The sequence below is a fragment of the Actinacidiphila sp. bgisy160 genome (assembly GCF_057707815.1).
This window is the reverse complement of the sequence record NZ_JBYIQW010000055.1, coordinates 1-11,983: the sequence shown is the minus strand read 5'-3', so window position 1 is coordinate 11,983 and position 11,983 is coordinate 1. Positions and strand designations below refer to the sequence as shown.

Annotated in this window: 10 protein-coding genes; 2 read left to right on the top strand and 8 right to left on the bottom strand. The window is 74.8% G+C overall.

Annotated elements, in window-relative coordinates; genetic code table 11:
• Positions 1-27: 27 nt before the first annotated feature.
• A complete protein-coding gene (locus AC3EUJ_RS30510; RefSeq protein ID WP_431967034.1) occupies positions 28-513 on the top strand; it encodes a GNAT family N-acetyltransferase in 486 nt (161 codons plus the stop codon).
• 46 nt (positions 514-559) lie between these two features.
• On the opposite strand, the gene AC3EUJ_RS30505 is transcribed toward AC3EUJ_RS30510, so the two are convergent.
• The 8 genes from AC3EUJ_RS30505 to AC3EUJ_RS30470 all read right to left on the bottom strand — a co-directional run bounded on the left by AC3EUJ_RS30505 (position 560) and on the right by AC3EUJ_RS30470 (position 11,639).
• Entirely contained in the window at positions 560-1,075 is a 516-nt protein-coding gene (locus tag AC3EUJ_RS30505) for a DUF4240 domain-containing protein (protein ID WP_431967032.1), read from the bottom strand.
• 90 nt (positions 1,076-1,165) lie between these two features.
• Entirely contained in the window at positions 1,166-2,131 is a 966-nt protein-coding gene (locus AC3EUJ_RS30500) for a helix-turn-helix transcriptional regulator (protein WP_431967030.1), read from the bottom strand.
• A gap of 402 nt (positions 2,132-2,533) precedes the next feature.
• Entirely contained in the window at positions 2,534-4,291 is a 1,758-nt protein-coding gene (sucB, locus tag AC3EUJ_RS30495; protein ID WP_431967028.1) for a 2-oxoglutarate dehydrogenase, E2 component, dihydrolipoamide succinyltransferase, read from the bottom strand.
• A 51-nt stretch (positions 4,292-4,342) separates the two neighbouring features.
• The gene (gene lpdA / locus AC3EUJ_RS30490; RefSeq protein ID WP_431967026.1) at positions 4,343-5,731 is read right to left on the bottom strand and encodes a dihydrolipoyl dehydrogenase; all 1,389 of its coding nucleotides are present in this window, start codon (positions 5,729-5,731) and stop codon (positions 4,343-4,345) included.
• A 304-nt stretch (positions 5,732-6,035) separates the two neighbouring features.
• Complete coding sequence (locus AC3EUJ_RS30485) at positions 6,036-7,547, bottom strand: leucyl aminopeptidase (RefSeq protein ID WP_431967024.1); 1,512 nt, start codon at positions 7,545-7,547, stop codon at positions 6,036-6,038.
• A gap of 292 nt (positions 7,548-7,839) precedes the next feature.
• Entirely contained in the window at positions 7,840-8,652 is an 813-nt protein-coding gene (locus AC3EUJ_RS30480; RefSeq protein ID WP_431967022.1) for an adenosylcobinamide-GDP ribazoletransferase, read from the bottom strand.
• Positions 8,653-9,352: 700 nt separating this feature from the next.
• Complete coding sequence (cobT, locus tag AC3EUJ_RS30475) at positions 9,353-10,396, bottom strand: nicotinate-nucleotide--dimethylbenzimidazole phosphoribosyltransferase (protein ID WP_431967020.1); 1,044 nt, start codon at positions 10,394-10,396, stop codon at positions 9,353-9,355.
• A 40-nt stretch (positions 10,397-10,436) separates the two neighbouring features.
• Entirely contained in the window at positions 10,437-11,639 is a 1,203-nt protein-coding gene (locus AC3EUJ_RS30470) for a bifunctional adenosylcobinamide kinase/adenosylcobinamide-phosphate guanylyltransferase (RefSeq protein ID WP_431967018.1), read from the bottom strand.
• A 69-nt stretch (positions 11,640-11,708) separates the two neighbouring features.
• On the opposite strand from AC3EUJ_RS30470, the gene AC3EUJ_RS30465 reads away from it, so the two are divergent.
• Complete coding sequence (locus AC3EUJ_RS30465; protein WP_431967016.1) at positions 11,709-11,915, top strand: hypothetical protein; 207 nt, start codon at positions 11,709-11,711, stop codon at positions 11,913-11,915.
• The last annotated feature ends 68 nt before the right edge of the window (positions 11,916-11,983 follow it).

The window sequence follows — 11,983 nt, the reverse complement described above, 5'->3', positions numbered from 1 at the left end:
CCCTGGGGGTATGGGAAGGTGACGCTCATGTCCGACATCCGTGTGCGCCCGGCCCTGCTCTCCGACGACCCCGCGCTCGCCCGCCTGGAGCGGGCGACCTGGTCGACCCTGCACGCGGTGCGGCCGCCGCTGGAGGAGAACGAGGACTTCTTCGGCGAGACCTCGGGGCCGGACGCGTTCCTGGTGGCGGAGACCGATGGCCGCCTCGCGGGTTTCGTCGGGATGGCGCCGCCGACGCCGCTGGCCTCCAACGCCCATGTGCGCCAGATCCGGGGCCTGGCGGTCGACACCTGGGCGCGGGGCCGCGGGGTGGGGCTGGAACTCGTCCTGGCGGCCGTCGAGGAGGCCCGCCGGCAGGGCGCGGTGCGCGTCACGCTGCGGGTGCTGGGTCACAACACCCCGGCCCGGCGGCTGTACGAGGCGGCCGGGTTCACCGTGGAGGGCGTGCTGCCGGGGGAGTTCCTGCTGGACGGCGGGTACGTGGACGACGTGTGCATGGGGCGCCGGGTCTGAAGGCGCACCCGGTAGGGCCCCGGCGCTCCGCGACGCGCGGCCGGGCTCAGCCGAAGCGTTCCCAGAGCCGGGGGAATCGTTCCGCCACCGCGGCCGCGTTCTCGAAGTCGATGTAGACGCCCTCCGGCTCGGCGGGCTGCGCCGGCAGGTCCAGATCGGGCAGCCGGACACCAGTGAGCTGCTCGTACGCCTCGTCCGCCGCGTATCCGAGGTCCTCCGCGTCGCCGTCCACCTCCGGGTCGAAGGAGCCGGTCATCTCCGCGAGGCTGTCGGGGTCGTGGACGGCCTGCTCGAAGACGTGCCGTCCCTGACCGATGAGCCAGCACCGGAAGAAGTCGAACGCGTCGTCACCGGCGCCGCCCAGCATCAGGTCGGCGGCGCCCCACACGTCCCAGCGGTAGGCCCGGTTGAAACGGCTCTCGAAGTGCCGCGCGAAGTCGACGACGGACTCCGGGTCGAGCTGGGTCAGCCGTTCCACCAGCAGGTCGGCCTGCTCCTCCGGGTCGCCCCCCGCTGCCTCGCGCGTGCTGTCGACGATCTCCCAGAACTCCGTCTCGTCCATCACCGCTCCAGCATCCTGGCTGCGGCCCTCCGACGCACGCGGAACACGGCAGGCGCGGCCCCGTGTCGCCGGGACCGCCGAAAGCGGCCCTCAGCCGTAGACGGCGGCCATGGCGCGGACCGCCTCGGCCAGCCGCTCGCGCAGGGCGGCCGGGCCGAGCACCTCGGCGTCGGGGCCGAGGGACAGCAGCTGTTCGTAGGCGACGTCCCGGCTCTCGACGGGGAGCGTGACGGTCACCCGCCCCCGTGCGTCCGGCGGCGCGGCGGCCGTGAGCGCCTCGCGGGCGGCGGCGCGGTCGGTGACGTACGGCAGGCGGCGGGCGCCGTCGGGCGTGAGGCGCAGGACGACCTCGTCCCGGAGCATCGAGCGGGCGAACTCGGCGGCGCGGGCCTCCCAGAACGCGGGCAGGTCGAAGTCCGGGTCCCTGCCGAAACGATCCTCCGTGGGTTCCGCCGCGGTGAACCGGTCCACCCGGTAGACCCGGACGTCCGCGCCGCAGCGCGCCACCGCGTACCAGACGCCCCCCTTGAGCACGAGGCCGTACGGATCCAGCTCGCGCGCCACCTCCTCCTCCCCGCGCCGGTAACGGGCCCGCAGCCGCCGGTCGCCCCACACCGCCTCGGCGAGCGCCGGCAGCAGTCGCGGCGTCTGCGGCTCCTGCCACCAGCCCGGCGCGTCCAGGTGGAAGCGTTGTGCCGCCGAGCGCGGCGCGTCCCGCAGTTCGGGCTGCAGGGCGGCGGAGACCTTCAGGCGGGCCGAGGAGCCCGCGTCGTGCAGGCCCATGGCCCGCAGCGCGGCGGGCACCCCGGACAGGAACAGCGCCTCCGCCTCCGCACGGGCCAGCCCGGTCAGCCGGGTGCGGTAGCCGTCGACCAGCCGGTAGCCGCCGGCGCGTCCCCGCTCGGCGTAGACCGGCACCCCCGCCTCGGACAGGGCCAGCACGTCCCGGCCGACGGTGCGCTCGGACACCTCCAGGGCCCCGGCGAGTTCGGCCGCCGTCATCGACTCGCGGGACTGGAGCAGGAGGACGAGGTGGATCAGTCGTGCCGCACGCATACCCCGAGGCTATGCGGTCGCCCTGGGCACCGGGACGGGGCCGGTCCGGGAGGTCCGGACCGGCCCCGCCGGAGCCCGCTGCGTGCGCATCAGCGCGGGGGGAAGGACACCGCAGCGCGCAACCCGCCGGGGCAGCCGGGCCGGTGGGGGCGGTGGCGCCCCGGCGGGAGCCGGTGACGGTGACGCGCCGGCCACCGCCGGGCGGTCGTCGGCTCGTCGATCCGCCGTTGCCGCAGGGCGGGTTCGCCGGTGTCCGGCTGCCCGGCCCTGCCCCCCGGAGTACGTCCGCCGGGCCCGGACCGTTCAACGCGGCGGGGGCCGGCCCGGGGAACGGCCGAGGCCCCAGCCCGGGAAGGGGCTGGGGCCTCGGCCGTCGTACGGTCCCGCGAGGACTCCGGTCGGTTACAGACCGAGGTCGCCCTCGAACTCGCCGGCCTCGAGACGGGCCTTGACGTCGTTCAGGTAGCGGGCGGCGTCCGCGCCGTCGACCAGCTGGTGGTCGTACGACAGGGTCAGGTACGCCACGTCGCGGATCGCGATGGTCTCACCCAGGTCCGGGTGGTTGACGACCATCGGGCGGCGCACGGTGGCGCCGATGCCGAGCTCGGCGACCTGCGGGTAGTTCACGATGATCGTGTCGAACAGCGCACCGCGCGAGCCGGTGTTGCTGATCGTGAACGTGCCGCCGGACAGGTCGTCCGGGCTGATCTTCTTGTTGCGGACCTTGCCGGCCAGCTCCGCCGTCTTCTTGGCGATGCCGGCCAGGCTCAGGTCGCCGGCGCCCTTGATGACCGGGACCATCAGGCCCTGCTCCGAGTCCACCGCGATGCCGACGTTCTCGACGTCGTGGTAGGTGACGGTGCCGTCCTCGTTGATCTTGGCGTTGATGACCGGGTGGGCCTTCAGCGCCTCGGCGGCCGCCTTCACGAAGAACGGCATCGGCGAGAGCTTGACGCCCTCGCGGGCCAGGAAGGACTCCTTGGCCCGGGCCCGCAGCCTCATGATCCTGGTGACGTCCACCTCGACCACGGTCGACAGCTGCGCCTGGCTGTGCAGCGCCTTCATCATGTTCTCGGCGATGACCTTGCGGATGCGGGTCATCTTGACGGTCTGCCCGCGCAGCGCGGCGGCGGCGGCCGGCACCGTGACGCCCGCGGACGGGGCCGGGGCGGTCGGCGCGGCAGCGGCGGCCTTGGCGGCCTCGGCGGCGGCCAGGACGTCCTGCTTGCGGATGCGGCCACCGACACCGGTGCCCTTGACCGTCGCCAGGTCCACGCCGTTCTCGGCGGCGAGCTTGCGCACCAGCGGGGTCACGTACGCGCCCTCGTCGGTCGGCGCCGTCGCCGAGGGGGCGGCCGGAGCGGCCGGGGCCGGGGTGACCGGAGCCGGAGCCGCGACCGGGGCGGGGGCCGGGGCGACCGGAGCGGGGGCCGGGGCCGGAGCGGCCGGGGCCGGGGCGACCGGAGCGGGGGCCGGGGGCGCGACCGGGGCGGGCGCCGGAGCCGCGGCGGCCGGGGCCGGAGCGGCGGCGGGGGCCGCGCCGGCGGCACCGATGACGGCGAGCTTGGCGCCGACCTCGGCGGTCTCGTCCTCACCGACGAGGATCTCCAGCAGGGTGCCGGCGGCCGGCGACGGGATCTCGGTGTCGACCTTGTCGGTGGAGACCTCGAGCAGCGGCTCGTCGGCCTCGACGCTCTCGCCGACCGACTTCAGCCAGCGGGTGACGGTGCCCTCGGTCACCGACTCGCCCAGCGCCGGCAGCAGCACCGGGGTGCCCTCGGCGCCACCGGCCGGGGCCGCGGCCGGAGCCGGAGCGGGAGCGGGGGCCGCGGCGGCGGGCGCCGGGGCAGGGGCCTCCTGCACCGGAGCCGGTGCGGGGGCCGCGGCGGCGGCCGGGGCGGGAGCGGCAGCGGGGGCGCCCGTGCCGTCGTCGATGACGGCCAGCTCGGCGCCGACCTCCACCGTCTCGTCCTCGGCCACCTTGATGGAGGAGAGGATGCCGGAGGCGGGCGCCGGGATCTCGGTGTCGACCTTGTCGGTCGACACCTCGAGCAGCGGCTCGTCGGCCTCGACGCGCTCACCCTCGGCCTTGAGCCAGCGGGTGACGGTGCCCTCGGACACGCTCTCGCCGAGCGCCGGCAGGGTTACGGAAACCGCCATGGTTTCGGTTGCTCCTAACGATCTGTGCGGATGGTTCTGCGTGTCCGTGAGTCAGTCGTGCGAGTGCAGCGGCTTGCCGGCCAGCGCGAGGTGGGCCTCGCCGAGGGCCTCGCTCTGCGTCGGGTGCGCGTGGATGAGCTGCGCGACCTCCGCGGGCAGGGCCTCCCAGTTGTAGACCAGCTGGGCCTCGCCGACCTGCTCGCCCATACGGTCACCGACCATGTGGACGCCGACCACCGCACCGTCGCGGACCTGGACGAGCTTGATCTCGCCCGCGGTCTTGAGGATCTTGCTCTTGCCGTTGCCGGCCAGGTTGTACTTCAGCGTGACGACCTTGTCGGCGCCGTACAGCTCCTTGGCCTTGGCCTCGGAGATACCCACGGAGGCGACCTCCGGGTGGCAGTACGTGACGCGCGGCACGCCGTCGTAGTCGATCGGCACGGTCTTCAGGCCGGCCAGCCGCTCCGCGACGAGGATGCCCTCGGCGAAGCCGACGTGGGCCAGCTGCAGGGTCGGGACGAGGTCGCCGACCGCGGAGATGGTGGGCACGTTGGTGCGCATGTACTCGTCGACGAGGACGTAGCCGCGGTCCATGGCGACCCCGGCCTCCTCGTAGCCCAGGCCCTGGGAGACCGGGCCGCGGCCGACGGCCACGAGCAGGACCTCGGCCTCGAACTCCTTGCCGTCGGCCAGGGTGACCTTGACGCCGTCGGCGGTGTACTCGGCCTTGGAGAAGAAGGTGCCGAGGTTGAACTTGATGCCCCGCTTGCGGAACGCGCGCTCCAGCAGCTTGGAGCTGTTCTCGTCCTCGGCCGGCACGAGGTGCGGCAGGCCCTCGACGATGGTGACGTCGGCGCCGAAGGACTTCCACGCCGAGGCGAACTCGACGCCGATGACGCCGCCGCCGAGGATGATCGCCGACTTCGGCACGCGGTCCAGGACCAGCGCGTGGTCGGAGGAGATGATGCGGTCGCCGTCGATGGCCAGGCCCGGCAGCGACTTCGGCACGGAGCCCGTCGCCAGCAGCACGTGCCGGCCGGTGTAGCGCTGGCCGTTCACGTCCACGGACGTGGGGGAGGAGAGCCGGCCCTCACCGGTCACGTAAGTGACCTTGCGGGAGGCCACCAGGCCCTGCAGGCCCTTGTAGAGGCCCGAGATCACGTCGTCCTTGTACTTGTGGACCCCGGCGATGTCGATGCCCTCGAAAGTGGCCTTGACACCGAACTGATCGGCCTCGCGGGCCTGGTCCGCGATCTCACCGGCGTGCAGCAGAGCCTTCGTGGGGATGCAGCCGCGGTGCAGGCAGGTGCCGCCGAGCTTGTCCTTCTCGATCAGGGCGACGTCCAGACCGAGCTGCGCCGCGCGCAGGGCCGCGGCGTAGCCGCCGCTACCGCCACCGAGGATCACTAGGTCGAAAACGGTGCTGGCGTCGTTCGCCACGTCACGTCCTCCATGCATGGATACGCCGGAGCCGGTCCGTCGTGACCGGGCGGCGGCTTTTGTTCGGCCGCTTCTGTTAAACGGGGCCCTGTCGTGCCGAGACAACATCTTCGCACTTGTTCGGGGCGGACGAGGCACCGGGCCGGTGTCTGAGACGTACGGAACGTCCCCGGCCGGGGCTACTCGCCGGTATCCCCCTACGGAATACGGAGCGGTTGCGCTCTTTGCTCGCTCTTGGCGAACGCGTACGGCCCCGGATGCCATACCCGGGGCCGTACGGAATGTGCCGAGGCTTACACCGCGGTCAGAGCAGCTCGCCCTCGCCGGCCTTCTCGGCCACGCGCACCAGGGTGCGGATGGCGGAGCCGGTGCCGCCCTTGGGGGTGTAGCCGAAGGGGCCGGACTCGTTGAAGGCGGGGCCCGCGATGTCCAGGTGGGCCCAGGTGATGCCCTCGCCGACGAACTCCTTCAGGAACAGGCCGGCCGCCAGGCCGCCGCCCATGCGCTCGCCCATGTTCGCGATGTCCGCGGTGGGGGAGTCCATGGCCTTGCGCAGGTCGGCCGGGAGCGGCATCGGCCAGGACGGCTCGCCGACCTCGGTCGCGACCTCGTGCACCGCGGTGCGGAAGGCGTCGTCGTTGGACATGACGCCGAAGATGCGGTGGCCCAGGGCCAGCACCATGGCGCCGGTCAGGGTCGCCACGTCGATGATCGCGTCGGGCTTCTCCTCCGAGGCGCGGGTGAGGGCGTCGGCCATGACCAGGCGGCCCTCGGCGTCGGTGTTGAGCACCTCGACGGTCTTGCCGCTGTACATCCTCAGCACGTCGCCGGGGCGGGCGGCGCTGCCCGAGGGCATGTTCTCGGCGAGCGCCAGCCAGCCGGTGACGTTGACGGGCAGGCCGAGGCGCGCGGCGGCGACCACGGTGGACAGCACGGCGGCGGCGCCGCTCATGTCGCACTTCATGGTCTCGTTGTGACCGGCCGGCTTCAGGGAGATGCCGCCCGAGTCGTAGGTGATTCCCTTGCCGACCAGCGCCAGGTGCTTGGCGTCGCGGCCCTTGGCGCCGGTGTAGGCGATCTTCACCAGGCGGGGCGGGTTCGCCGAGCCCTGGCCGACGCCCATGATGCCGCCGTAGCCGCCCTTGACCAGTGCCTTCTCGTCCAGCACCTCGATCTTGAGGCCGTGCTCCTTGGCGGCCTCCTGCGCGAGCGCGGCGAAGGACTTCGGGTGGAGGTCGTTCGGCGGCATGTTGATCAGGTCGCGCGCCCGGTTGACCTCCGCCGCGACGACGGCGGCCCGCTCGGCGGCGGCCTTGAACGCCTTGTCCCGCGGCTTCGCGCCGACCAGCGCGACCTCGGCGAGCGGCGCCTTGCCGCCCGACGACTGGTACGTGGTGTACACGTAGGCGCCGAGCAGCGCGCCCTCGGCGACCGCCTGCGCGGCGTCCGCGTCCTGCACCGGGAGGGCGTAGGCGGCCTTCTTCGAGCCGGCCAGCGCGCGGGCGGCGGCACCGGCGGCCTTGCGCAGCGCCTCGGTGTCGTACGAGGCGCCGTCGGCCGGGGCCTCACCGAGCCCGACCGCCAGCACGACCGGGGACTTCAGGCCGTCCGGGGAGGGGAGCTTGGTCACCTCACCCTCAGCGCCCGAGGCGCCCAGTGTCTCGAGCGTCGCGGCGAGCCGGCCGGCGAAGGCCTGGTCCACCGCCTCCGCCCCGGCGGCGACCTCGGGGCCCTTGGCGCCCTTGGTCACACCGACGACGACGGCGTCAGCGCGCAGCGCTGCCGCGGAGGAGGTGCTGAGAGTCAGTGCAGTCACGGTGATGCGGATCCTGTTCCTTCGGGGGTCCAATACTTGACGCCGGACTCCGTCCGGCTCCCCCTCGGGTCCCGACGCCGGGCGTCCTTCGCGGCACGGGCAGGGGGGGTGCAGCACCGACCTTACGCTCACTCCTGTCACTTGCGACCGCGACCTGCTCCCATGGCGGCGAAGGCGCGGGTTTTCCCTAGCGGAGCGCGCCCGCCCGGCACCCCGGGCAGGGTCCCGATCCGCCGCCGCTCGGCGGGAGTTGGGGCATCCGCCCGCCCTTGGTGAGGCCGTCGCCGGGCGCTCAGCCCAGGGTGAGCACCAGGAGCGCGGTCGTCGCGGAGGTCTCGCACAACGCGCCGAAGACGTCACCGGTGACGCCGCCCAGGCGTCGGCGGCACCGCAGCAGCAGCAGTTCCGCGGCGGCAAACGCCAGCGCCGCGGCCACCGCGCAGCGCACCGCGTCCGGCAGGCCGAGGGCGGCCCCGCAGGCGGCGCACACCAGAACCGTCAGCCCGGCGAGCGCCCAGGCGGTACGAGCGGGGACGGCGCCCGCCACGGCCGCGCCGAGGCCGCCGGGACGGGCCGCGGGAACGCCGTCGCGGCAGGCCAGCGTCATCGCCGCGCGGCCGGTGAGCCCGGCCAGGGCGGCGGCCACCGCGCCCCGGGTCCAGGACTGGCCGTACAGTTCGGCGAGCGCGGCGACCTGCGCCAGCAGGACGAGGACCAGGGTGAGCACGCCGAAGGGGCCGATGTCGGACTGCTTCATGATGCGCAGCGCGTCCTCGGCGGGCTTGCCGCTGCCGAGCCCGTCGGCGGTGTCGGCCAGCCCGTCCAGGTGCAGCCCCCGCGTCAGGGCGGCGGGGACGGCGGCGCCGGCGACCGCGGCGGGCAGCGGCCCCGAGCCGAGGAGCAGCAGCAGTCCGCCGGCCGCCGCCGCGCACAGCCCCACGACCAGTCCGGCCGGCGGCGCCCAGAGCATCCCGGCGCGGGCCGCCGGGCGGTCCCAGCGGGTGACCCGGATCCGCAGCACCGTCAGCGTGCCGAAGGCGAAGCGCAGTCCGTCGGCGGCCGAAGCGGCGGGGGGTGCGGGAGCGGGGGCGGGGTCGGCGGTCATGGCGTGCAGGGTAACGGCCGGTCCGGAACGGTATGAACGACGCGCGCTGGTCGGGCCAGGCCCGTTGCGGCGGCCACAGGACCGGCGGCCTCACCGGGCGCTCAGGCCCCGGCACGTCCGCTGGGGGCAGGGCGCGCGGCGGCTGGCGCCGGTCCCCCGGACGGTGATGGTGAGCGTCTGCGCCTCGACGGCCGAGGCCTCGCCTCGGCCGTCGAGGCGCGGCGCTCGCGGTGGCGGTCGGCCGCTCCGGGCCCTCGATCGTCTTCGTGCCGCCGAGCAACCCGGTGATCAGGGCCGGCTGCCGCACGGAGGGGCGGGCGCGCACCTCGTCCAGGGTCCGCGGCACGGCATCGTGGACCTGGGCGGGCACCCGCCGGGTACCGCGGCGGCCGTCGCGGCCTCGCCGTACCCGGCGGCCTCCCGCCGCCACAGCGAGGCGTCCGGGGTGCGGCCGGGAAGCCCGCGGCCCACGCGCTCGCCAGTCCGGCCGGGGATGTTCGCCGCCCTTCTCGCAGAGCAGGAGACGCGGCTCCCGGACCGGCCGGTACTCGGCGCTCGCGCGGTGCCCGGCACCCAGCAGGCCGGCCAGGCCGACCATGCGCGGATACCCGACGGTGGACGCCGCGCCGCGTTCGGCCAGACCGAAACAGGCCGTTCCCATAGGTCCGGAACCCAGGGGAACGGCCTGTTTCGCGACGTGTCAGAAACGTTCCGGCAGCTCCGCCGACAGGGCCGCCGCCGCCTTGAGCAGGGGTAGTGCCAACAGCGCACCAGTGCCCTCACCCGCCGTCACCTTCTGGTCCAGCAGCGGTTCGATGGACAGCCGGTCCAGCGCCTTGACCTGGCCGGGCTCACCGCTGGCCTGCCCGGCCAGCCACCAGTCCGGCGCCCGGAAGGCGATCCGCTGCGCGACCAGCGCGCACGCCGCGGACACCACACCGTCCAGCACCACCGGCAGCTTCCGCACCGAGGCCTGCAGCAGGAAACCGGTGATCGCGGCCATGTCCGCGCCGCCGACCGCCGCCAGCAGCTCCAGCTGGTCGCCCAGCACGGGCCGGGCCCGGCGCAACGCGTCGCGGATCGCCGCGCACTTGCGCATCCACGCGATGTCGTCGATGCCCGAACCGCGGCCGGTCACCACCGAGGCGTCCGTACCGCACAGCGCCGCGATGAGCACCCCGGCAACCGTGGTGCCGCCCACGCTCAGGTCGCCGAGGAGCACCAGGTCCGTGCCGGAGTCGGCCTCCTCGTCGGCGACGGCCATCCCGGCCCGGAAGGCCGCCTCGGCCTCCTCGGCCGTCAGCGCGTCCTCCACGTCGATCCGGCCGGAGCCGCGCCGTACCCGGTGCGCCGTCACGTCGGCGGGCAGGTCCTCGGCCGGGGCGTCCACGCCCACGTCCACCACCCGCACCGCCGCTCCGTACTGACGGGCCAGCACATTGACCGGCGAGGCCCCGTCCAGGACATGCCGCACCAGCTCCACCGCGGTGCCCGCCGAACGGGCCGACACCTTCAGCGCCGCCACCCCGTGGTCCGCCGCGAAGAGCACGGCCTTGGGCCGCTCGATCGGGCGTACGGTCGCCACGCCCTGGGCCGCCGACAGCCAGTCGGCGAGCTCGGCCAGTCCGCCCAGCGCGCCGGCCGGGCGCACCAGCCGCTGCCAGCGGTCGCGTGCGTCACGGCGCACACCGGCGTCCGGACGCTCCACCAGGGTCGCGAAGTCATCAATGTTCAGGCCGCTCACGGGGTCGAACACTACCGGTCCGGGGGGCCGCGCGCCGAGGTCAGCCCCGCAGCGCCACCGCCTGTCCCGCGACCACCAGCAGCACGTGTTCGGACTCGTCGGCCAGCGCGACGTTCAGCCGCCCCAGCTCGTCGCGGAATCTGCGTCCGGCGGCGGTGGCCGGGACGACCCCGGAGCCGACCTCGTTGCTGACCGCCACGACCGTGCGGCGGGTCGCGCGCCAGGCCGCCACCAGCTCCCCGACGCGGCGGCGCAGTTCGCGCTCGGCGCCCTCCGCCCACTGTTCGTCGTCCCACGCGCCGAGCGCGTCCATGGTGTGCGTCAGCCACAGCGACAGGCAGTCGATCAGCAGCGCGGGCCCGTCCCCGTCGGCCAGCAGCGGCAGCAGGTCGCAGGTCTCCACCGTCCGCCACGACTGCGGGCGCCGCTCCCGGTGCAGCGCCACCCGCTCTGCCCACTCCGGGTCGCCGCCCGGCGTCCCGCCGGTGGCCACGTAGACCACGTCGGGGAAGGCCGACAGCCGTCGCTCCGCCTCCACCGACTTGCCCGACCGTGCCCCGCCCAGGACGAGTGTGCGCCGCGGCACGTCGGGCACGTCGTGGAGGTCGCCGACCGTCAGCGTCGTGCCGTCCGGCACCGCCCGTACGCCGAGCGCGGCCAGCCGGCGCCGCAACTCCGGCCCCGGGTGGACGCGGTGGTCCAGGTGGACCGCGAGGACGTCGGTGGTGCTCCCGACCGCGCCGGCCGCGCGCAGCCGCGCCAGCGCGTCCGGCCGGCCCACGGCGTCCAGCAGCACCATCCGGTACGGCTCCACGGCCTCAGGCAACCCCGCGGGGGCGCACTCCGGCGGCAGGTACAGCAGCCGTTCGCCCTCCGGTCCCGTCACCTCGTACCCGGAGCCGGGCGCGTCGACCGGCACCGCCAGGACCCGGTGCCCGGTCCGCAGCGTGATCTCCTGCCCGGGCGCCACCCGGCCCGGCGCGGGCGGTCCCGCCGGGATCTCCAGGGCCGGCCCGTCGTGCGGGTGCGACAGCAGCACCTGGCGGACCCCGGCGAGCGAACGGCCGGAGCGGGCCGCGGTCAGCGCGAGACCCGGCGTCAGGTCGAGCAGCAGCACCCCGTCCACGAGCAGTGCGGTCGCCGCCCGCGCCTGGTCGCCCACCGCCGTCGCGCACGCCGCGCACGGGCAGTCGGTCAGGGGCACGCCGCCGGGGCCGCCGGTGCCGAGGAGAGTCAGTTCCACGTGCAGATCCTCTCGCGTCCGCGCACGCTACGCTGCCGGGCAGGCACCCCCAGGGACGAGGAGACGGACATGGCGTGGACGTGGCGTTTCGAGAAGACCGACGGCACGGAGGCCACCCCCGCGGTCGAGCCCGAGGAGTTCACCACGCAAGGCGACGCCGAGTCCTGGATCGGCGAGGTCTGGAAGGACCTCCTCCAGGGAGGCGCCGACCAGGTACACCTCTTCGAGGACGGCACGAAGATCTACGGCCCGATGAGCCTGCACGCCGACGAGTGACCGCGCGCCCGGGCGGCCGGGGGATCCGGCCGCCGCCCCCCGCGGGGGGCGGGGGGGGGGGGGGGCCC